Below are 21149 nucleotides of genomic sequence, written 5' to 3' on the forward strand. Positions count from 1 at the left end.
GATTCCGGTCGTTCGGCGCCGGATTCCGGTCACGATCCGGTATAGACCGGTCGGCAACCGGTTACCACGGCCGGTCCCCTCTGCGAGCATCACCCGAGATCGACAGAGCGCTTGCGGAAGTCCGGACGACACGGGGGTCGGGTGACGGGGTTCGTCGTCTCACGCGCGCGGGCACACCGCCTGCTGCTCGGCTCCGCACTGCTCACGGTACTGCTGACCACGGCCGTGCTGGCCACGCTCACGGCGTACTCGGGGGCGATCGGGGACGCGGCGCTGCGCCATGTGCTGAAGGATCCGCGCAACGCGGCCGCCACGGCGCTGATCGTCAAGGCCGACGTCCCCGCCGGGCAGCACGCCGCCGCCGACACCGCCTTGCGCGAGGGCGCCCGGAAGACCTTCGACGGGCTGCCGGTGACCGTGCGGACGCTGCGCCGCTCCGGCCCGTACGCGCTCCCCCTGTCCCTGCGGCCGCCCGCGCGGCGCTCGGGCGACCCGGACCTGACCTACTTCGCGGCCCTGGACCACGCCCAGGTCCGGTCCGCCGCCGGGCGGCTCCCGGGCCGGACGACCGGCGAGATCGAGGTGGCCGTCCCGCAGGCCGCCGCCCGGCCGCTCGGGCTCCAGCCCGGCGACCGCCTCACCCTGGCCGACCGGCTCGGCGACCGGAAGGTCCGGGTGCGCGTCACCGGGCTGTACCGGCCCACCGCCACGAGCGCGCCGTACTGGCGGCTGGACGACCTGCTCGGCCGCGGTGTGAAGAAGTCCGGCTTCACCACGTACGGTCCGCTGCTCGCCGATCCCTCGGTCCTCGCCGGCGGGCGGGTGAGCACCGGTGGGACGGCCTGGCTGGCGTCGGCCGACTTCGACGCGATGACGACCGGGCGCACGGGGGAACTGCGCGAGGCCGCACGGGCGGGAAGCGGGGAGCTGCGCAAGGCCGCCGCCCTGCGCGGTGCGACGGCGGTGACGACCTCGCTGCCGGACGTGCTGGACGGCATCGACCGTTCGCTGCTCGTCGCCCGCTCCACCCTGCTGATCGTCGCACTCCAACTGGTGCTGCTCGGCGGGTACGCGCTGCTGCTGGTGGCCCGGCTGCTGGGCTCCGAACGGGCCGCCGAGACCCGGCTGCTCAGGGCGCGCGGCGCGTCCCGCCCCCGGATCGCGGCCCTCGCCGGGGCCGAGTCCCTGCTGCTCGCCCTCCCCGCGGCCCTCTGCGCGCCGTTCCTCGCCGGACCGCTCACCACCCTGCTCACCGCCCACGGCCCGCTGGCCCGTCTCGACCTGCGCCTCGACCTCCCGCCCGCCGGGAGCCCCGGGGTGTGGCTGGTGGCGGTGGCGGTGGCCCTGGGCTGCGCGCTGACGGTGACACTCCCGGCGCTGACGGGCGCCGACCCGGAACCCACCGGCCGGCGCGGGCGGCGGGGCGCGGAGTCCGGCCGGACGCGCGGCCCACGCGTCCCCCGCTTCCGCCTGCGCCGTTCGGCGCCGCACGGTGCCCGGCCCCGCCGCGCGGGCGGCGGTCTCGCCCCCGCCCCGCTCCGCGCGGGCGCCGACCTGGGCCTGCTCGCCGTGGCCGGGGTCGCCTACTGGCAGTTGGGGCAGCAGGGCTCCGGGGGCGTCGCCGCCGACCGGTCGGGATCGCTCGGAGTGGATCCGCTGCTGGTCGCCGCGCCCGCACTGGCGCTGCTCGCCGGAACCGTGCTGACGCTGCGGCTGCTGCCGCCGGTGGCGCGGCTCGCGGAACGGTGGGCGGCGGCCGGCCGGGGGCTGCCGGCGGCGCTGGCAGGCTGGCAGTTCAGCCGCCGCACCGCGCGCGCGGCGGGGCCGGTGCTGCTGCTGGTGCTCGCCGTCGCGCTCGGCATGCTGGCCATCGGTCAGGGTGCCTCGTGGAACCGCTCGCAGGACGACCAGGCCGACTTCCGCGCCGGGGCGCCGGTGCGGGTGCTGGACGCCGGGCAGGGCGGACTCGGCCGTACGGAGGCCTACGCGGCCCTGCCGCACGTCCGCGGGGCGGTGCCCGTCGTACGCGGCGAGCAGGGCCTGTCCGGTGAGCGTACGGCGACCGTGCTGGCCCTGGACACCGCGCACGCGGCGAACGCGCTGCTGATGCGCCCGGACCTCGCGGACGAACCCGTGAAGTCGCTGCTGGCCGGTCTGACGCCGAAGGACTCCCCGGTGGGGGCGCGGGTGCCGGCCCACACCGCCCGGCTGCGGCTGACGGCGAGCCTGCGCAGCACCACGGGGCCCGGGACGACCGCCGAGGTCACGGTCCGGCTGGAGGACGCGGCCGGGGTGCCGTACTCGATGCCGGCCGGGCTGCTGCCCGCCGACGGCCGCCCGCACACCCTCGTCCTCGACCTCGGCTCCGCCGCCGGTCCGGCGCTGCTCACCGGGCTCCGGCTCGACATGCCCCAGCCCGCCGAGCGCGCCGAGCAGCACCGGCTCACGGTCCGGGACCTGACCGCCGAGGGCACCGACGGAACCCGGCACCGGATCGGCCTGCCCGCGTCCTGGACCACGGCCGTGGAGACCGGCGGCGCGGCCGACCCGTCCCGGCGCACCAGCCCCACCCGGCCCCGGATCGTCTCCGCCCGTCCCCTGGCCTTCTCCTACGGCACCGGCTACCTGCCGAACGCCGACATCTGGACGGTCGCCACGGTGTCCGTGCGGCTCCAGGTGGCGCGGCCCGCGCCGCCCGAGGTGCGGGCCGTCGCCACAGAACGGTTCCTCACCTCCGCGGGCGCCCGCACCGGCCAGCGCCTGGACGTCACCGTCGGCGGCCAGAGCCTGCCGGTGCGGATCGTGCGGTCGGTACGGGCGCTGCCCTCCACCGGAACCCCGGCCGCCTCCGCGGACCACGACGGCGGCGCGGTACTGGTCGACCTGCGCGCCGCGAACCGGGCGCTGCAGGCGCGGTACGGGGAGAGCGCCACCCCGGACGAGTGGTGGCTGCGGACCGCGCCCGGCGACGCGGCCCGGGTGGCCACCGCGGTACGGGCGCTGCCGGACGTCGACCCGGAACAGGTGGTGGTCCGCGACGAGATCGCCGCCGAGCTGCGCGACGACCCCTTCGGCGCCGGGCCCACGGCCGCGTTCACCGCGGCCGCCGTGGTGGCGGCGGCGCTCGCCGCGGTCGGCTTCGCGGTGGGCGCCGCCGGTTCGCTGCGGGCACGCGAGGCGGACTTCGCGGTGCTGCGCGCCCTCGGCGCCCCGCGCCGCCGGCTGGCCCGGACGGTCGCCGCCGAACTCGCCGTACTGGTGGGCCTGGCCCTCGTGGTGGGCGCCGTCCTGGGCACCGTACTGGCCCGTGGAGTACTGCCGTTGATCGTGCTGACCGGCGAAGCCACCCGGCCCGTACCCGGGCTGCTGGTGCTACTGCCGCCCGGACAGGTGGCGTTGCTGCTGGCGGGCGTCGCCGCGGCGCCGCTGGCGGTGGCCGTGGTGACGGCCCTGCGCCGGGCCGATCCGGCCCGGACACTGCGCGAACAGGGGGGTGAGTGACGTGCGTTCCGTACCGGCCGTGGTCGCGCCCTGGGTACGGACCCGGCTGCGGGCCGCTCCTGGTGCCGCGCTGGCGCTCGCGCTGCTGGTCGCGCTGACCGCCTGCCTGGCGGGCGCGCTGCCGCGCGCGGTGGACCGGTACGAGGACGCGGGCCTGCGGCACTCCCTCGACCAGGCGGGCCCCGAGCGCACCACGTTGAGGGCGACCGCGCCGATACCGGAGGGCGGCGTCTCCGGTGAGGACCTGGACGTCTCGTTCAGCCCCGAGGTCCTCAGACGGCAGTTCGGGAGACTGCTGCCCGTGGTGGACGGTTCGGTGCCCGTCGACCGCGCCCAGTCGGCGTACGGCACCTCCACCGAGGACGGCACCTCCGTGCTCGAACCGTGGCTCCCCCGCCCGACCGGCCTGCCCGCCAAGGTCACGCTGGTCGCGCAGAGCGGCCTGGCCGGACACGCCCGCCTCAGCGCGGGCCGGCTGCCACGGGTCCCGGGCCGACCGGACGGGGACGAGGCCGAGGCCGCCGTCTCCGCCGCCACCGCCAAGGCCCTGCACATCAAGCCGGGTTCGGTCATCCACGTGCCCAGGTTCGGCGGCCCCCTCTCCGTCCGGATCACCGGAATCCTCGCCCCGCGCGACCCGGCCGGCGCCTACTGGTCGACGGTGCCGCTGCTGCGCACGCCCGCACTGGAACGGCTGCCCGAGCCCGGCCCGCCGCAGACCTACTGGCACGGCGCCCTCCTGCTCCCGCCGGAGGCCACCCTCGCCGTGCTGGGCAGCGGCAGGAACCCCTTCCGCTACTGGCACTTCGCTCCGGACACCGACGGCGGGCAGGCCCATGGGCTGGACCGGCTGCGGTCCGGCGTCGCGTCGCTGGAGTCCGGCCCGGGCCTGCGGCGGGCCCGCTCCCTCACCGATCCGGACCTGGCCGTGAGTACCGGTCTGGACGACGTGGCCATCGCCTTCGGGCGGCTGCGCTCCGGCATCTCCCCGCTGGTCGGGGTGGCCGCCGCCGGCACGGCGACGGTCGCCGCTGTCGTCCTGCTCATGGCGGGCGGCCTGGCCGCCGACCGGCGCCGCGCCGAACTCGCCCTGCTGCGCGCCCGAGGCGTCTCCCTGCCCGGCCTCACCGGCCGGCTGCTGGCCGAGACCGCCGTGGTCGCCGTACCCGCGGGGGCGCTGGGCCTCGCGGCCGCCCTCGTCCTGCTCCCCGGCGCCAGCGACGGTCACGCCGTCGCCGCCGCACTCGCCGTCACCCTGGCCGCCTGCGCGGCCCTCCCGCTGCACGCCGTGCTCGCCCACCGCTCGGTGCGGCTGACGGGCCCCCGGGAGGACATGGCCTCGGTACGCCCCTCCCGGCGCCGCACGGTCGCCGAGCTGACCCTGCTGGCGCTGGCGGCCGGGGCGGTGGCCGCCCTGCGCGGCAGGGGCACCTCGGCAGGCCAACTGGTCTCCCTGGCGCCGGTACTGACCGGCGTCATCGCGGCCCTGCTGCTGCTCCGCCTCTACCCGCTGCTGCTGCGCCGACTGGCCCGGCCGGCCGGCCGGTTGCGGGGCGCGGTGGCCCCGCTGTCCCTGGCCCGCGCCGGCCGCACCCGTGCCTCGGCGGTACTGCCCCTGCTGGCCCTGCTGACCGCCTTGACCACGGCGGCCTTCGGCGGCTCGGTCCTGGCCGGCGTGGCCGAGGCCCGGGACCACGCGGCCCTGCTCACCGTCGGGGCCGACGCCCGCCTGGACTCGGCCACCGCGCTGCCGGCCGGCCTGGCCGCCCGGGTACGCACCCTGCCCGGGGTGCGCGGGGTGACCGCGGCGGCCATCACCTACGAGGCGACGCCGACGGACGGCGTGGACACCGTGCCGCTGGTGGGCGTGGACCCGCCCGCGTACGCCGGGCTGGCGGCCCGGACGGGCCTCGGGGCCATCACGGCGAAGCAGTTGAAGGGCCCGGACTCGCACTCGCTCCCGGCCCTCGCGTCCCCGACCGTGGCACGGAACTACGGCACCCGGCGCCCCTTCCCGGTGCGGCTCGCGGACGGCAGCACGGTCACCGTCCGGATCATCGCCGTCCGCGACCGCACCCCGGCGGCGCCCGCCGGCGACTTCCTGGTGGTGGACCGCGCCGGGCTCCCGTCGTCCGCCGCCCGGCCGACGACGCTGCTCCTGACCGGCGCCCGTCCGGACGCCGCCGCGCTGCGCCGCACGGCCCCCGCCCAGGCCACGGCCCGGCTCCTCACCGAGGAGCGCGCCCGGTACGCCGACTCGCCCCTGCAGACCGGCGCCGGGCACGTCTACACGGCGGCGGTGGCGGCGGGCGCCGGCTTCGCCGTCCTCGCCCTGCTCCTCGCGCTGCTGCGGGCGGCTCCGGAACGCGCCGCGCTCCTCGCCCGCCTGCGCACCATGGGGCTCACCCGGGCCCAGGGCCGCCGCCTCCTCGTCCTGGAGTCGCTCCCCCAGGCCCTCCTCGCCGCGGCCGGCGGCACCCTGACCGGCTGGGCCGCCGTCCACCTCCTCTCCCCCGGCATCGACCTGACGACCATCGCCCTCGCCTCGTCCCAGACCCCGGTGGGCAGGGCCGTGCTCCGCCCGGACCCCTGGTCCCTGACCCTCCCGGCCCTCACGGTCGTGACCCTGGCAGCGGGAGTCGCCACCATCCAGGCCTGGTGGACGACCCGCCGGAGCTCGGTCCGGGAACTACGAGCAGGAGACCCCCGATGACCGCGCACCGCGCCGCTACGGACGGCCGAGCCGACGTAGCCGCGGGCGGGCGTACCGCCCCAAGTACGGGCATGCGCGCCGCCGTAGCCGCGGGCATGCGTGCCGCTGGTGGCGGCGCGGGTGGGCGATGGGGGTCCCCCCGCTCGAGCGCAGCCGAGAGCGGGGGAGGCGATCCGCGAGCGCGGGCAAGCGAGACCCCCTCGGCCGGCACCGACACCGTGCACCCCGCAAGCACCGGCACGCGAAACACACCCGCCCAGCGGCAGCACAGGGCACCCGAGCAGGAGACCCCATGACAGCCGACCCCACGACGACAGACACCACCCTCGCCGACCTCACCACCCGCATCACGGAGTCCCGCAACAACCCCGCCTACGGCCACGACGCCCTCATCACCTGCGACCGCCTGGTCCGCATCTTCTCCGCGGACGGCATCGAGGTACAGGCCCTCCAGGGCCTCGACCTCCTGGTCCGCGAGGGCGAGTTGATGGCCCTGGTGGGCGCCTCGGGCAGCGGCAAGTCCACCCTCATGAACATCCTCGCCGGTCTGGACACCCCCACCGCCGGCGGAGCCCACGTCGCCGGCCGCGACCTGCTCACCATGACCGCGAAGGACCGCCTCGCCTACCGCCGCGAGGTCGTCGGCTTCGTCTGGCAACAGACCTCCCGCAACCTCCTCCCCCACCTCACCGCGGCCCAGAACGTCGCCCTCCCGCTCCAGCTCTCCGGCACCCGCATGCGCCGCCGCGCCCGCGCCGAACGCGCCCTGGAACTGCTGGACCTACTCCAGGTGGCCGACTGCCGCGACCGCCACCCGCACGAGATGTCCGGCGGCCAGCAGCAGCGCGCCGCGATCGCCGTGGCCCTCGCGAACGGCCCCGCGGTCCTGCTCGCCGACGAACCCACCGGCGAACTCGACTCCCACACCGGCGCGCAGATCTTCGACGCCTTCCGCGCGGCGAACGAGACCCTCGGCACCACCATCGTCATCGTCACCCACGACCAGGCGGTGGCCGGCGAGGTCCGCCGCACGGTGGCCATCCGGGACGGCCGCACCTCCACCGAGGTGCTGCGCCGCAGCGAGGTGGACGCCACGACAGGCCACGAGACGGTGGTCGCCCGCGAGTACGCCATGCTGGACCGCGCGGGCCGTCTCCAACTGCCCGCCGAGTACACCCGGGCCCTGAACATGCGCGACCGCGTGGCCCTGGAACTGGAACCGGACCACATCGGGGTATGGCCGGACGACAGCGGCGAGAGGTGACCGCTCAGGGAAGGGACGGCGACCGGAACAGGACGTAACCGAAGCCGCCCGAAACCCACACCGGCCCCCGGGCGCCGGGCGTGCCGGCAGGCCGCCAGGGCCTGCGCCGCACCCGCTCAGCGCACGCTGACACCCAGCGCGCCGAGCCCCGCCCGCCGCACCGCGACGGACCCGTAGGGGGTCCGCAGCCTCAGCCACGCCCCCGAGGAGAACAGCCCGGTGTCGGCCGCACCGGCCCCCGGCCTGAGGAAGCCGAGAGACTGGGCCGCGTGCACGGCCCGCACCGGAAGCGGGGTGTTCCCGACCCCCCGGGACCAGATATCCCGCCCTATCCGGTCCAGTTCCGCACGGGTACGCCGCTCCGGCGTCAACTCCTCCGTACGGGACCGGAACTCGGCGACGGCCGCGGCGACCGTCGTGCGCAGCGCCTCCGGCACGGGCAGCCCGGGCTCGGGCCGCCAGCCGCCGCGCGGCGGCAGCACACCGGCCCACGGCGGTCCGGTGACCGCGGCCGGTACGGTGGCCGTGGCCGCCCGTTCGTCGACGGACTCCAGGAACTCACCGGCTGAGACGGTGACGTCGAGCGTGACGTCGAGCCCGTTCTCGTACGGCTTGGCGAGCCGCACGGCGCGGATCGTCAGCACCTCGAAGGACGGCGGCCGGCCGAACACGGCGAGCGCCGTACCGGCCGCCTGCAGGCGCACCGCTGCTCCACGGTCGTAGTGGAGCAGCCGGGAGAGGAAGGCGGCGAGGTCGGCCACCTCCCTCTCGTCGGCGAGGTGCAGGACCGTCATGCGGCGACGGCCTCCCCCGGGGTCTCCGCGTCCTCGGCGGCGTCCGTGTACTCCTGGAGGAACTCCCGCTCCTCCTGGGTGATCCGGCGCGGCCGCTGTGCCTCGAAGTCGAACGGCACGATGACGGTGGAGGCCCGTACGTAGACGAGATCCCCGTCCTTCACCTCGTAGGTGATGGTGAAGGACGCGGCCCGGATCTCGGTGACCCACAGCTCGATGTCCACCGGGTGGTGCCGGTGGACGAGCTGCCGCTTGTAGTCGATCTCGTGGCGCGCCACCACGGACCCCTGCTTGAACTCCTTGTCCGGGCGGAACAGGAAGTCGATACGGGCCTCCTCCAGATAGCGGAGGAACACCACGTTGTTGACGTGGCCGTACGCGTCCATGTCCGCCCAGCGCAGCGGGCAGCGGTAGATGTGGCGCAAGACCGATCAGCCCCGGGTCAGCTTCTTGTAGGTGGCACGGTGCGGACGCGCGGCGTCCGCGCCCAGCCGCTCGATCTTGTTCTTCTCGTACGACTCGAAGTTGCCCTCGAACCAGAACCACTTCGACTCGCCCTCGTAGGCGAGGATGTGCGTGGCGACGCGGTCCAGGAACCACCGGTCGTGGGAGACGACGACGGCGCAGCCGGGGAACTCCAGCAGCGCGTTCTCCAGGCTGCTGAGGGTCTCGACGTCCAGGTCGTTGGTGGGCTCGTCGAGGAGCAGCAGGTTGCCGCCCTGCTTCAGGGTCAGGGCCAGGTTGAGGCGGTTGCGCTCACCACCGGAGAGGACGCCGGCCGGCTTCTGCTGGTCCGGGCCCTTGAACCCGAAGGCGGACACATAGGCGCGGGACGGCATCTCGACCTGTCCCACGTTGATGTAGTCGAGCCCGTCGGACACGACCTCCCACAGCGTCTTCTTGGGGTCGAGGTTCGCGCGGCTCTGGTCGACGTAGGAGATCTTGACGGTCTCGCCGACCTTGATGTCGCCGGAGTCCGGGGTCTCCAGGCCCTGGATCATCTTGAACAGCGTGGTCTTGCCGGCGCCGTTCGGGCCGATGACGCCCACGATGCCGTTGCGCGGCAGCGTGAAGCTGAGGCCGTCGACGAGGACCTTCTCACCGAAGGCCTTGTTGAGCTTGTCGACCTCGACCACGACGTTGCCCAGACGCGGGCCCGGCGGGATCTGGATCTCCTCGAAGTCCAGCTTCCGCATCTTGTCGGCCTCGGCGGCCATCTCCTCGTACCGCGCGAGACGGGCCTTGGACTTGGCCTGACGCCCCTTGGCGTTCGACCGCACCCACTCCAGCTCTTCCTTGAGCCGCTTCTGCCGCTTGGCGTCCTTCTGGCCCTCGACCTTCAGACGGGTGGCCTTGGTCTCCAAGTACTTGGAGTAGTTGCCCTCGTAGCCGTGCAGGCGGCCGCGGTCGACCTCGCAGATCCAGCCGGCGACGTTGTCCAGGAAGTACCGGTCGTGGGTGACGGCCACGACGGTGCCCGGGTACTTGGCCAGGTGCTGCTCCAGCCAGTTCACGGACTCGGCGTCGAGGTGGTTGGTGGGCTCGTCGAGGAGCAGCAGGTCGGGCTGCTCAAGCAGCAGCTTGCAGAGCGCGACGCGGCGCTTCTCACCACCGGAGAGGTTGGTGACGGGCCAGTCGCCGGGCGGGCAGCCCAGCGCGTCCATGGCCTGCTCCAGCTGGGCGTCGAGGTCCCAGGCGTTGGCGTGGTCCAGCTCCTCCTGCAGCTTGCCCATCTCGTCGAGCAGCGCGTCGGAGTAGTCGGTCGCCATCAGCTCGGCGATCTCGTTGAACCGGTCGAGCTTGCCCTTGATCTCGGAGACACCGTCCTGGACGTTCTCCAGGACCGTCTTCTCCTCGTTCAGCGGCGGCTCCTGCAGCAGGATGCCCACGCTGTAGCCCGGCGTCAGGAACGCGTCACCGTTGGACGGCTGCTCGAGACCGGCCATGATCTTCAGCACGGTCGACTTACCGGCACCGTTCGGGCCGACGACACCGATCTTCGCTCCCGGCAGGAAGCTCAGGGTGACGTCGTCGAGGATCACCTTGTCGCCGTGCGCTTTGCGCGCCTTGCGCATGGTGTAAATGAACTCAGCCAAGAGAAACCGTCCGGCAGCTTGAAATCTGGCAGTGGGCAGATACACCCCATCTTGCCGTACCGCCACCCCTAGGCGGAAACGCGTCTGCTCCGGGCGCTCTGACCTGCGGTTTCATTGCCGCGGGCCGCGGCCCGTCTGTCGCTGCCGGTCCTCGTGGGTCGGCCGCGGGCACCCTCGCACGGCCCAGGGGGCCCGGCGCGAGCGCGTGCGCGGCGGGCAGGGGAAGCATCGGCAGCCGCCCGTGCCCGTTCAAGAGGCTTGAGTCGGCTGCCGCGAGACGCGGCGGTGTGGAGCACACTGCTTGCAGGGGGGCCGGCAGGAAGCAACGGCGGGAGGGAGAACAGGAGGACAGGCGTGACCGTCCTCGCGATCTTTCTCTTCATCATCGGGACGCTCCTGGTCCTCATCGGAGCGCTCCTGATCTTGATCGGTACTTTTCTGATCACTCTCGGGGCGATCCTGATCCTCCTCGGGATGGCCCTGATCGCCATCGGTGTGTTTCTGCTGATCCGGAGGCTCCTCGGACGAGAACGAACGCGATCTCACTCCTGGTGAACGTGAGTAGTACCGCCGGGCGCAGCCGCAACCGATCACCGGGGCGGGGGCCTACGAAGGCCTCGTCGATCACCGCTCCGGGCTGCTGCGGAGCTCCCGGCACCAGGGCGGGTCCGTCCGACGCCCCGGTCCGGCGCTCCGGTGGCTGACCGGGCTCTCGCCTATCCGAGTGCCTTGCGGATGTGGCACGAGCGGGAGACGCGCACTGAGGGGTATGTCGCTTCGGGCAAGGCGTCCCCGGGAGTCACGAGGAGATCAGCTATGTACGCAGTGGTTCGGCGGTACGAAGGGGTTACGGATCCCGCCGAGGCGGGCCGTCGGGTGGACGAGGGATTCATCCCCCTCCTCCGCCAGGTCCCCGGCTTCGTGGCCTACTACTGGGTCGACGCCGGGAATGGAGTGATGCTCTCCACCAGCGTCTACGAAGACCAGGCCGGAGCCGACGAGTCGGTCAGGCGGGCGGCGGACTTCGTGCGCGACCACCTCGCGTCGCTGCTGCCCAACCCTCCTCAGGTCACGGCCGGCCAGGTCGTGGCCGCTGGATGACGGCCTGCGCAGGCGGGCTGGATCCCCGGTATTCGCCCGCCGCTGACCGCTGACCTGGTCATTCACCGGACTCCGGGCAGAGCCGTCTTCGGCTCTGCCCGCGGTTCCGTGACCTCGGGAGTCACTGGAGTGCTCGGCCGACGATCGCGCCCAGGTGGATCACTACGCCGACCGCCACCAGCCAGGACAGGATGACCATCACGACGCCTATGGGGCCGTACTTCTGCTCGTTCGCCACGATCGCCGCGGAGAAGTAGTGGGCGGAGAAGACGCCGAGGCCGGTCCAGCACACGCTGGTGACCAGGGCCGGCGGGAGGAGGGCGCGCCAGGGCACCCTCGCGGCGAGCAGCACGTACATGCTTCCCCACCAGAAGACGACCGCCCAGAGGAAGCCGGTCAGGCCGGTCAGGAGCCAGCCGTGGAGCACCCTGCCGAAGGCGGCCTGCGCGGCGGCGTAGGCGAACAGCCCGGCGAGCCAGGTGAGCCGGGCCGCGGTCTTCCACTTCGCGCCCTCGGGGACGTCGAACAGCATCCGGTACCAGCTCTGGAGGGTGCCGGCCACGGCCAGGACCCCGAGCAGGAGCAGCACGGCGCTCGTCCCGGTCAGGGTGTACGAGGTCGTGGTGGGCGCGAACAGCGTGGCCACGGCCTGAGCCGCCTGCTCGTTGAGCCCCAGCCAGCCGGCGACGACCGTGGCCGTGTCCTGCCCTGCCGCCGCCGTGAGGATGATCAGGAACGGGAAGAAGCACAGGAGCGCGAGCGCGGCCAGCTGGAAGGAGTGCCCGAAGAAGTCGACCGCCGAGAGCCGCACCCACAGCCGGCCCGGGCCGCTCGCCTCGAAACGGCGGAACGCGGCCTGCCACGCCTGGTCCGCGCGCCATCGGAGGGCGCGCTGTGACGGGTGGGGTGTCTTTCTGCCGTCGTTCATGCGGTGATGCCCCAGGGGTCGGTCCGCCATCCGCTGGATGCGGGGTCCCCCCTGAGTGCACGGCGGTTGCGGGTCAAGCGTAGGCACCCCCCTGTGGTGGCGCGCGTCGAGCCGGGCGGCCGGAGCGAAATCACCCGGGCCGAGTGATGCCGCCGGTCCTGAGCAGGCGCACTGTGGATCCGAAACGTCGTCCGAAGCCCGGGGAAAACGAAGGGAAGCGCCCTCACACATCGCCGGACGCAATCGCCGGACGTATTCGATCGAGGCTCAGAAATGACCACGACACACACCACACAGGCCCGCAAGCAGCAGTGGGCCGGCGGGTTGATGCTCTTCGCCGCCGTCATGCTGATGATCACCGGGGTGATCGACATCTTCCGCGGCATCATGGGGATCGCCGCGGACGACGTGTTCATCACGACGCGCGGCTACGTCTTCCAGTTCGACCTGACCGGCTGGGGCTGGGTCACCCTCATCCTGGGCGCCGTCGCCGTGGTGGTCAGCCTGGGACTGTTCCAGACCGCGAAGTGGGCGCGGATCTCCGGCATCGTCATCGCCGGAATGATCATCCTCGCCAACTTCCTGTCACTGCCCTACTCCCCGCTCTGGTCCACCCTGATGATCGCCTTCGCGGGCGTCGCGATCTGGGCCATGTGCGTGGCCCAGCCCAGGGAGACCGGCCCGCGCCAGGACGCGCCGCGCGTCGGCTGACCGGCAGCGTCACCTGATCCCGCCCGGCCGGCGGGATCAGGAGGTACCGGCGCGGCCGGACCTCACTCGCCCGCCGCCGCTTCCTTCCTGCGCAGCACCACCAGCACGGCGCCGCCGATCACCACGAGTCCGATGGCCACCCCGGCGATCGCCGGGGTGATCGCGGAGCTGCCCGTGGCCGCGAGGTCGGTGTCGGGGGCCGTGCTGTTGCCGCCGACCGTCGCGGGGCTGGGCTCACTGAGGGTCTGGGTGGACTCCGTGGTGACCGTGCCCTGGGTCTTGCAGTCGAGGACCCCGGTGAACCGGTGACTGAAGCCGTTCGGGCCGGTGATCGTGAAGTCGTAGGACTGGTCTTCCTGGAGCGGGACCGTCACCGTGCGGGAGGTCCCCGCCGGGATGGTGTGCTCGGCACCCATCAGCTCGAATGTGAAGGGCTGGTCGCCCTTGTTGGCCGCGGTGATGTCGACGCCGCTCTTGGCGCAGTTCTTCCGGGCCGACACCGCCATGGCACCCTTGTCCGCCCAGGTGGCGCCCGCGGTCGCGGAGACCGTGGACTCGCTGGAGCCGGCCAGGATCTGGGTCTGGCTGCGGCTCTCGGAGGCGAAGGCGCGGCCCACCGGGACGGTGGTGGAGGCCTGGACGGTCAGCTGTGCGGAACCGTCCGCAGCGCCCTCGGGAACGTCGAAGAACAGCTGACTGCCGTCCTTCGCGGAGGTGATCACCCTGCCGGTCCTGTCGATGATCCGCACTCCGCCGACGCCCGCGCCCTCCGGCGCGCCGACCGTCACGCTGCGCGCGTTGGTGTGCACGGTCACCGGGCCGAGCAGGTCACCCGGGCGGCCGGAGACCGCGGTCGGGTCCAGGGTCAGCGAGGCCTGCGGCTCGGTGCTGTCGCGGGCGCTCCTCTCCAGGTAGTCCGCGAGCTTCTCGGCCTGCGGGTCCACGGCGTCGACCTTCGCCCCGTCCGAGTAGCGCCAGATGGCCACCTGCGTGCCGGCTGCCGCGTCCTGCTCGCTCAGACCGTTCACCCCCGCCTGCCGGGCGAGCGTGGCGAGGTCGTTCACCTGGGGGTAGGAGTTCTGCAGAATCCAGCGGATCTTGCCAGCGTCCTTGTTGGCGCCCAGCGAGGTCCCGCTCCAGGGGGTCTCCTGGTAGTGGGCGTCGCGCTGGGTGGGATTGTGGATGTCGACGCAGTACGTCTGCAGCGTTCCGCCGCCGTCCACGGACATCTCGAACAGGCCCGCGGACACCTGCTGGTCTCCGCCGTCCTCGTGGATCACGGCCTGGCCGTACGTCTTCAGGCCGCCTATCGTCGCCGTCGCGCCGCCCTGGGTCTGCGGTGTCTCGTCGGCCGCGGCCGTACCCGCGCCGAGCAGCGCGGTGGTCGCCGCGAGGCCGGACGCGAGCGTCACGGCCGCGAGGCGGGCCACGCGGAACCGAGTGAACCCAGTGAACGCAGCAAGCACAGAATTCCCCTTCGAGCAGGACCCGTTGGATGTGGGGGACGGTCCCACCAGCAGAATCGGCTGCCCCGAGGGGCATGCCCGGCATCCTATGGATCACAGGGACCGCGCTTGCCGGTCGGATCGTCACATGGGGCGATCCGATCCGGAATCGTTATCGCCGGCACGGCACGCCGGTCGGGTCTGTCGACAAATACCTCGTGGTCAACGGCCTGTTCAGCACGCTCGGTGGCCGCCCGTCGACAAGGCGCGACAGTCCCTTCGCGGTTGACCGCAGGGCCGCCGCCTCCGCTGACGTCACGTCACCGCCGCTACCGCCATGGCCGGTTGAGCGGGTGGCTCCTCCTGGCTCCCGGCCGCCGGCGTCTCCCAGTTCGGCTCCGGCCGGGCCGCCGCCGGCGTCTCCTGCCGGACCGCCCGGCGGAAGAGCGCGGTGCCCCGCGCAAGGTCGTGGCCGACGGTCACCGCGTCGATGTCGGCCGATGTGCGGCCCTGTTGCCCGTCACGCTGTTCCGTGCGCACCTTCAGCCTGCCCTGGACGACGACGGGCTGTCCCACCTCCACCGAGGCCGCCACGTTGACGGCGAGCTGGCGGTTGGCCCACACGGTGAAGAAGTTGGTGTGCCCGTCCGTCCAGGCGCTCTTCTCCCGGTCCCAGTAGCGCGCGGTCACCGCAAGCCGGAACCGGGCCGAAGGTCCGGCCGCCGTCTCCCGGTACAGCGGCGGCGTCGCCACGTTGCCCACCACGCACACCACGGTCTCGTTCATCGTGAACCCCTCCCTCGCCCGGCCCTTCACGGCCGGGCGGACATGCGTACGGGCCCGTCCCGTACGGCGCTGTCTGCCCTGCGGCACGATCGCCGCGGGAACAGACTGCCTCCGCCGGGCCGGGCCCGCTGAGCGCTGTGGACCACCACCGGGCTGTGGAAAACTCCCTCACCCGCGCGGGTGAGGGAGGGGCTGAGGGATGGACTGGGGACGGGGCTGAGGGAGGGACTGAGGGACGTACTCAGGGGCGGGCCGAGAGACGGGCGGGGAACCATCGACGGCCGTCTGACGAACCGTCGGCCCACCTGTCCCACGGCCGGTGAACGAGGGAACCCCCGGCTCCTTAGCCCCCGCCCCGTCGCTCCCCGGCTCCTTGGCCCTCCCCTCCCCTCCCCTCACCGCCTTGGTCTCACCCCACCCCCACTCCCGTCCGCACCACCCGGCCGTACTGCTCCCGCACCTCCCGGTACCGCAGCAGCTCCGCCGCCACCGGGTCGAGCACCCGGGCCCGGCCGCAGCTCGCGGACGCCTCCCGCAGCCGCCGCTCCGCGTCCTGGCCGTACCGGCGGGCGGGCCCCCGGGCCGCCATCCGGCAGCCCCACTCCACGAACGGCCCGCCGACGATCCCGCACACCATCAGCAGCACCGGCACCCCCAGGTTGGGTGCCATGACTCCGGCGATCTGCCCCACCAGCCACAGGCCGCCCACGACCTGCAGCAGGGTCATGGCCGCCTGGACCAGCACGGCCACCGGCCACCAGCCCGGCCGGGGCGGCCGTCCCGGTGGCAGTCCGGCACGGGCCGCCAGGTCGTCCAGCGCCTCCGGCAGTCCGTGCGAGCCGCGTACGGCCGCCTCCCGCACCGCCTGCGCCCACGGCGCGGGCAGGCCGGCCGAGGCCCGGTCGGCCACCGTACGGACCGCCTGCTCGACGCGCTGGCGGGCCGTGGCCTCCTCGTCGGCCTGGTGGCGTACCGCCATCCGGCCCGTGCTGGGACCGCCGCGGCTCTGGTACCAGCGCCACAGCCGCAGCCAGGGCGTGCCACAGGCCCGGTTGGCGTTGCGCAGCCAGGCACGTTCGGCGGCCTCGCCGGCCGCGGTGGCGCCCACCGCGTCGGCGAGCCGGGCGGCGAACTCCTCGCGTGCCTCCTCGCTGAGGCCGACGCGCCGGCCGGTGGCGTACACGGGCCGCAGCTGGGCGGCGGCCGCGTCCAGGTCGGCCGCCACCCGACGGGCCGCCGCACCCCGCTCCATCACGAAGTGCCCCAGGGCCTCCCGCAGTTCGCCGACACCGTCGCCGGTGAGCGCGGACAGCGCGAGCACCGTGGCGCCCGGCTCCCCGAACTCGCCGAGCGCCACACCGTCCTCGTCGAGCAGCCTGCGCAGATCGTCCAGTACCTGGTCGGCGGCCTCCCCGGGCAGCCGGTCGACCTGGTTGAGCACGACGAACATGACCTCCGCGTGGCCGGCCATGGGCCGCAGATAGCGCTCATGGAGCATGGCGTCGCCGTACTTCTCGGGGTCGACCACCCAGATGACCGCGTCGACCAGCTTCAGGATCCGGTCGACCTGCTCACGGTGCTCCACGGCCGCGGAGTCGTGGTCGGGCAGGTCGATGAGGACCAGTCCGCGCAGCTGCCCCTCGGCCTCCGCGCTCTGCAGGGGGCGCCGGCGCAGCCGGCCCGGGATCCCGAGCCGGTCGATGAGACCGGCCGCGCCGTCGCTCCAACTGCACGCGATGGGCGCCGCGGTGGTCGGGCGCCGCACCCCCGTCTCCGAGATGGCCACTCCGGCCAGGGAGTTGAACAGCTGCGACTTTCCGCTGCCGGTGGCGCCGGCGATGGCGACGACGGTGTGCCCGCCGGAGAGCTTGCGGCGAGCGGCCGCCTCGTCCAGGACCCGGCCCGCCTCGGTGAGGGTGCGGGTGTCCAGGCGGGCGCGGGACAGGCCGACGAGTTCGCGCAGTGCGTCGAGCCGGGAGCGCAGGGGGCCGTCGTACGCCAGCGGCGCCGGGGTGTGGGTACCCGGGGCGCGGACGGGCTTGTCGAGGACGGAGACACGCTCGCCGCCGTCCGTCACGCGGCGGGCGATGAGCCCGTCGTCCCAGGCGTCGGCCGCGTCGGCGTCCGCCTCGGCTCCGGCCTTCCCGTCGTCCTCCGCGAGGTGGTGCCGGCCACCCTCGGTCCCGGTGCCGGTCACGCTGCCGGAGGCGTTCGCGCGCCCGTGCGGCTCGCCGGCGTCCCGCCGGTCCTTCTGGGCCTCGGCCGCGCGCGCGTGTGGGTCGGTCTCCCGCTGTCCCGCAGGGGCCTGGTCGCCGCCTTCAGGGGCGGCGGGAGCGCCTTCCTCGCGGTCGGAGCGCTTCCCGGGCACGCGCGCGTGCGGCCGGCCGTCCGGCTCCGGGCCCCGCTCCTCCCGCTGTTCCTCGGCTTCGGCGACTTCGGCCCTTGGGCCTGCCCCGGCCTCGTGATCGGCTTCCGCGCCGCGCACCGTGCCAGGAGTGACGTGCGCGGAGCGGCCTGCGGCCGGCGTCCGGCCGTTGACCGTGTCGCCCTCTTCCCCGGCTCGGCCGTCCGTACCGGCAGCAGCAGGACCGGCGTGGTCCGAGGGGCCCACGTGCGTCATGCGGTCCATGCGGTCCATGTGAGTCATGTGATCGGTGTGGTCCCTGTGGTCCGTGTGATCATGGTCAGTGACGGCTGTCACCGTTCACCTCTCCTTCTGCAGTACGGACAGCGCGGCGATAAGCTCCGCCTGGGGCTCGGCACGAAGGTCCAGGGCGTCGAGCGGGGCGAGGCGCCGCTCGCGTTCGGTGTGCACGACACGGTCGACGGTGTCGTTGAGCAGCCGCTCGGCCCGGTCGCGCAGCCGCAGCGCGCCATGGGCCCCGACCCGCTCGGCCAGCCGCTCACCCGCGGTACGGGCCCGGCTCCCGCCCAGCAGCGCCGTGGCGACGAGTGCGGCGACGCTCTCGGAGTCGGGAGCGGTGCTGCGCTCGATGTCCCGTACCTCGTCCTCGGCGTACTCCTCCAGCTCGCGCCGCCAGCGACGGGCCGCGAGCCCGATGCGGTGCTCGGCCTTCTCCGGGGAGGGGTGGCGGTCGGCGAGCCCGGGAGCGTCCGCGCCGGGCTCGCGCCGCCAGGCCTCGTCGACGCGCTCGTCGGCGGCCGTGACGGCACACAGCAGCAGCGCGCCCAGGCTCTCCACGAGGGCGTCCAGCAACTCGCCGGCGGTGCAGTCCAGGGGGAAGGCACGCCAGCGCTTGAGCGCGTCCCCGGCGAGTACGGCCCCGGACTGCAGCCGGCCTCGCAGGCGCGCGTGCTCGCCGTCGTAGGCGCTTTCGACGGCGGAGGTCAGCCGGAGCGCGGCGGCGTACTGAGCGGCGACGCCGGCGGCCAGCTCGGGCATGCGCGACTTGAGCGAGTCGAGCAGACCGTGCGCCGTACGGGCCATGACGTGCTCGCGGGCCGCGGCGTCCTGCGCGTGGTGCACGAGCCAGGTCCGCAGGGCCGCCACGGCGGTGCTGGGCAGCAGGCCGGCGCCCCAGGCCGACTCGGGCAGCTCGGGCACGGTGAAACGCGGCACGTCGCCGAGCCCGGCCTTGGTGAGCAGGGCGCCGTACTGCCGCGAGACCTCCGAGACCACCTGGTGCGGCACACGGTCGAGAACGGTCACCAGGGTGACGTCGTACTCCTTGGCCGTACGTAGCAGATGCCAGGGCACGGCGTCGGCGTAGCGGGCGGCCGTGGTGACCATGATCCAGATGTCGGCGGCGCAGATCAGCTCGGCGGCCAGGACACGGTTGTCGGCGAGCAGCGAGTCGATGTCGGGGGCGTCGAGCAGGGCGAGTCCGCGCGGGAGGCTCTCGGCGGTCTCGACACGCAGTACGCGCGCGGAGGCCTCGCCGGGGAGCAGCAGATCGTCTCCCGCGTCCGGCTGGGGCCCCCACACGCGTGTGAGGTCGGGGAGCACGCGCATGCCGCTGAACCAGTGATGGTCCTCCGGATGGCAGACCAGGACCGGTGTCCGGGTCGTCGGCCGGAGCACGCCCGCCGCGCTGACCCGGCGCCCCACGACGGAGTTCACGAGGGTCGACTTGCCGGCCCCGGTGGACCCTCCGACGACGGCCAGCAGAGGGGCACCGGGGTCCCTTAGTCGGGGCACCAGATAGTCGTCGAGCTGCGCGAGCAGCTCGTCACGGTTCGCACGCGCGCGTGGGGCCCCGGCCAGGGGCAGCGGAAAGCGTGCGGCGGCGACACGGTCGCGCAGAGCGGAGAGTGTGTCGAGCAGCTGAGGCCGAACGTCCAAGGTCACCACATGTGAAGAATGCCCAATTTTAGGGGAATTCTGAAGCATATGGACATCTCAGCGCGCCGATGGAACACATCGGACGTAAGGGGCGACTGGTACGAGGGCACAGTCCAGGCATAACGAGTGCACAACACCCGGTGCGTCGGAGGCCAAAAGCGGTGCACGATTCGTACCTGCCTGCGATTATCAGGACCGCTTCACCGAACCTCCACATCGAGCCACGGAGGCGAAGCGACAGGGTCAGGGAGCAAGGAGCTTTATCCTTGTCCCGCCACCAGGCCCCCGTAGCTCAGTGGATAGAGCAGGCGCCTTCTAAGCGCTTGGCCGCAGGTTCGAGTCCTGCCGGGGGCGCCAGCCTTCACCAGCCAAAACGCCCCAGAGGGGATCTCCCCTCCAGGGCGTTTCGTGTCTCTGACGGCAACGCTGACGGCAACGAGTCCGTCACTCACTCGTCGGCGAGCAGGCTCCCGAGCTGGTCAAGAGCTGACCGCTTCTCGGTCATGTCGACGTGTGCGTAGATGTTCATAGTCACGTCCAGGGCGCTGTGCCCGACGATGTCGCGGACGATGTGCGGCGGGATGCCGAGGCCGAGAAGCAGCGTCACGCAGGTGTGTCGCAGGTCGTGGAAACGCACCTCCAGGCCCAGCCGCTCGCGGATCGGATAGAAGTGCCGGTTCAGGTTCCGGGGCTCGATCGGAGTCCCCCGCCTGGGGGGCGCCGTCGCCGACCGCGGGTCCGTCATGGCGGATGCTGAGGGCTCCCATCCCGCACACCATCGACCCAGGCAAAGCCGAGCAGACGCGGCCCCTGGCGTCCAGGTCGTTCGTACAGTGGCGCGCTCCACCTGGACGCCAGGAACCACGCCCGCTTCACGGTGTGTGGGTCGACGGCGTACGGGATGGGAGCTGGGGTGGTGGAGTGGGTGAGTGCGGGCCACAGGGCACCATCCAAATAGGGCGCTCAGTGAGCTTCTTCAGCGTTGCAGCTCCAGTGTGAGGACCGCCTTGGCGATTGACGTCATGCGGTTGGGGCTGCAGCGGGATCTGCGGAAGATCCGCCAGGACTTCAGGCGGGCGACGCCGCGTTCGACGGGTGCTCGTGCCGCTGCCAGGGCACGGTTACGGGTCCTGTCGGTGGGCGTGAGTTCCTGGAGGGGCCTGCGCTTAATGCCGGTGGTCAGCCACGGGCCGGCGCCCTGGTAGGCGAGATCGGCCACGATCGGAACGCGCTGGCGTTCGCAGATTCGGATGATCCGGTGGGTGCGTGCGGCGGTCAGGCCCGGTGGCGATCTTCGCCAGAGTGATGTGTTCGCGCAGGTACACCAGTGCCACCATCGCGCGCTGGGACGGCCGGAGCGTGCAGCGCCGGTCGCCCTCACGGTGACGATCAGCATGGTGACCCACTCCACGAGTGCATGCGGCAGGTCGAGTGCGGCAGGATGGATGACCAACGAGGCCCCCGAGCAACGAGATTGAGACGTCAGACATCTCGATCAACAGCCCGG

Annotated in this window: 14 protein-coding genes, 1 tRNA gene and 2 pseudogenes; 7 read left to right on the plus strand and 10 right to left on the minus strand. The window is 73.3% G+C overall.

Going from position 1 to position 21149, the window contains the following annotated elements; translation table 11 throughout:
* Nucleotides 1-141 precede the first annotated feature (141 nt).
* From ACZ6B1_RS06500 to ACZ6B1_RS06510, 3 genes are all read left to right on the plus strand, one after another.
* On the plus strand, nucleotides 142-3501 hold the full coding sequence (locus ACZ6B1_RS06500; RefSeq protein ID WP_468775515.1) for an FtsX-like permease family protein: 3360 nt from the start codon (nucleotides 142-144) through the stop codon (nucleotides 3499-3501).
* Complete coding sequence (locus tag ACZ6B1_RS06505) at nucleotides 3494-6214, plus strand: FtsX-like permease family protein (RefSeq protein ID WP_468775516.1); 2721 nt, start codon at nucleotides 3494-3496, stop codon at nucleotides 6212-6214. The genes ACZ6B1_RS06500 and ACZ6B1_RS06505 overlap by 8 nt, the downstream gene beginning before the upstream one ends.
* Before the next feature lie 292 nt (nucleotides 6215-6506).
* The gene (locus tag ACZ6B1_RS06510) at nucleotides 6507-7478 is read left to right on the plus strand and encodes an ABC transporter ATP-binding protein (protein WP_468775517.1); all 972 of its coding nucleotides are present in this window, start codon (nucleotides 6507-6509) and stop codon (nucleotides 7476-7478) included.
* A gap of 116 nt (nucleotides 7479-7594) precedes the next feature.
* Here ACZ6B1_RS06510 and ACZ6B1_RS06515 read toward each other — a convergent pair whose 3' ends face one another.
* Genes ACZ6B1_RS06515 through ettA form a run of 3 tightly spaced genes read right to left on the minus strand, consistent with a single transcriptional unit; the run spans nucleotide 7595 to nucleotide 10368 of the window.
* The gene (locus ACZ6B1_RS06515; protein ID WP_468775518.1) at nucleotides 7595-8272 is read right to left on the minus strand and encodes a DUF8185 domain-containing protein; all 678 of its coding nucleotides are present in this window, start codon (nucleotides 8270-8272) and stop codon (nucleotides 7595-7597) included.
* On the minus strand, nucleotides 8269-8697 hold the full coding sequence (locus ACZ6B1_RS06520; RefSeq protein ID WP_199210584.1) for an acyl-CoA thioesterase: 429 nt from the start codon (nucleotides 8695-8697) through the stop codon (nucleotides 8269-8271). The genes ACZ6B1_RS06515 and ACZ6B1_RS06520 overlap by 4 nt, the downstream gene beginning before the upstream one ends.
* Before the next feature lie 6 nt (nucleotides 8698-8703).
* Nucleotides 8704-10368, minus strand: coding sequence for an energy-dependent translational throttle protein EttA (ettA, locus tag ACZ6B1_RS06525; RefSeq protein WP_468775520.1), 1665 nt, complete (start codon nucleotides 10366-10368; stop codon nucleotides 8704-8706).
* Nucleotides 10369-10722: 354 nt separating this feature from the next.
* Here ettA and ACZ6B1_RS06530 point away from each other — a divergent pair, with 354 nt between their 5' ends.
* Both ACZ6B1_RS06530 and ACZ6B1_RS06535 read left to right on the plus strand, forming a co-directional pair.
* Nucleotides 10723-10923, plus strand: coding sequence for a hypothetical protein (locus ACZ6B1_RS06530; RefSeq protein WP_468775522.1), 201 nt, complete (start codon nucleotides 10723-10725; stop codon nucleotides 10921-10923).
* A 261-nt stretch (nucleotides 10924-11184) separates the two neighbouring features.
* Complete coding sequence (locus ACZ6B1_RS06535) at nucleotides 11185-11469, plus strand: hypothetical protein (protein ID WP_468775524.1); 285 nt, start codon at nucleotides 11185-11187, stop codon at nucleotides 11467-11469.
* 121 nt (nucleotides 11470-11590) lie between these two features.
* Here ACZ6B1_RS06535 and ACZ6B1_RS06540 read toward each other — a convergent pair whose 3' ends face one another.
* Complete coding sequence (locus tag ACZ6B1_RS06540) at nucleotides 11591-12397, minus strand: YhjD/YihY/BrkB family envelope integrity protein (protein ID WP_468775526.1); 807 nt, start codon at nucleotides 12395-12397, stop codon at nucleotides 11591-11593.
* Nucleotides 12398-12670: 273 nt separating this feature from the next.
* Between ACZ6B1_RS06540 and ACZ6B1_RS06545 the strand changes: the two genes are divergently transcribed.
* Nucleotides 12671-13108, plus strand: a complete 438-nt coding sequence (locus ACZ6B1_RS06545) for a DUF7144 family membrane protein (protein ID WP_468775528.1) — start codon at nucleotides 12671-12673, stop codon at nucleotides 13106-13108.
* 62 nt (nucleotides 13109-13170) lie between these two features.
* On the opposite strand, the gene ACZ6B1_RS06550 is transcribed toward ACZ6B1_RS06545, so the two are convergent.
* The 4 genes from ACZ6B1_RS06550 to ACZ6B1_RS06565 all read right to left on the minus strand — a co-directional run bounded on the left by ACZ6B1_RS06550 (nucleotide 13171) and on the right by ACZ6B1_RS06565 (nucleotide 19651).
* Complete coding sequence (locus tag ACZ6B1_RS06550) at nucleotides 13171-14538, minus strand: Cys-Gln thioester bond-forming surface protein (RefSeq protein ID WP_468775530.1); 1368 nt, start codon at nucleotides 14536-14538, stop codon at nucleotides 13171-13173.
* Between the two features lie 330 nt (nucleotides 14539-14868).
* Nucleotides 14869-15339 carry a single-stranded DNA-binding protein gene (locus ACZ6B1_RS06555; protein ID WP_468775532.1) on the minus strand — a complete coding sequence of 157 codons (471 nt, stop codon included), beginning with the start codon at nucleotides 15337-15339 and terminating at the stop codon, nucleotides 14869-14871.
* Nucleotides 15340-15748: 409 nt separating this feature from the next.
* Complete coding sequence (locus ACZ6B1_RS06560) at nucleotides 15749-17986, minus strand: YfjP family GTPase (RefSeq protein ID WP_468775534.1); 2238 nt, start codon at nucleotides 17984-17986, stop codon at nucleotides 15749-15751.
* A gap of 57 nt (nucleotides 17987-18043) precedes the next feature.
* Nucleotides 18044-19651, minus strand: a complete 1608-nt coding sequence (locus ACZ6B1_RS06565) for a dynamin family protein (RefSeq protein WP_468775536.1) — start codon at nucleotides 19649-19651, stop codon at nucleotides 18044-18046.
* Between the two features lie 272 nt (nucleotides 19652-19923).
* Here ACZ6B1_RS06565 and ACZ6B1_RS06570 point away from each other — a divergent pair.
* Nucleotides 19924-19999 (plus strand) — tRNA-Arg (locus tag ACZ6B1_RS06570).
* Between the two features lie 91 nt (nucleotides 20000-20090).
* Here the strand turns inward: ACZ6B1_RS06570 and ACZ6B1_RS06575 are convergent.
* Nucleotides 20091-20354 (minus strand): annotated as a pseudogene (locus tag ACZ6B1_RS06575) (tyrosine-type recombinase/integrase); the annotation flags it as partial.
* A gap of 264 nt (nucleotides 20355-20618) precedes the next feature.
* Nucleotides 20619-21095 (minus strand): annotated as a pseudogene (locus ACZ6B1_RS06580) (transposase family protein).
* Nucleotides 21096-21149: the final 54 nt, after the last annotated feature.

The sequence above is a fragment of the Streptomyces sp. NPDC041129 genome (assembly GCF_055592265.1).

What these genes read in the sequence shown, in the direction of transcription:
- ACZ6B1_RS06515 (WP_468775518.1), bottom strand. Translation starts at nt 8,272, where the DNA reads ATGACGGTCCTGCACCTCGCCGACGAGAGGGAGGTGGCCGACCTCGCC.
- ACZ6B1_RS06545 (WP_468775528.1), top strand. Translation starts at nt 12,671, where the DNA reads ATGACCACGACACACACCACACAGGCCCGCAAGCAGCAGTGGGCCGGC.
- ACZ6B1_RS06540 (WP_468775526.1), bottom strand. Translation starts at nt 12,397, where the DNA reads ATGAACGACGGCAGAAAGACACCCCACCCGTCACAGCGCGCCCTCCGA.
- ACZ6B1_RS06535 (WP_468775524.1), top strand. Translation starts at nt 11,185, where the DNA reads ATGTACGCAGTGGTTCGGCGGTACGAAGGGGTTACGGATCCCGCCGAG.
- ACZ6B1_RS06555 (WP_468775532.1), bottom strand. Translation starts at nt 15,339, where the DNA reads ATGAACGAGACCGTGGTGTGCGTGGTGGGCAACGTGGCGACGCCGCCG.
- ACZ6B1_RS06560 (WP_468775534.1), bottom strand. Translation starts at nt 17,986, where the DNA reads ATGACTCACATGGACCGCATGGACCGCATGACGCACGTGGGCCCCTCG.
- ACZ6B1_RS06510 (WP_468775517.1), top strand. Translation starts at nt 6,507, where the DNA reads ATGACAGCCGACCCCACGACGACAGACACCACCCTCGCCGACCTCACC.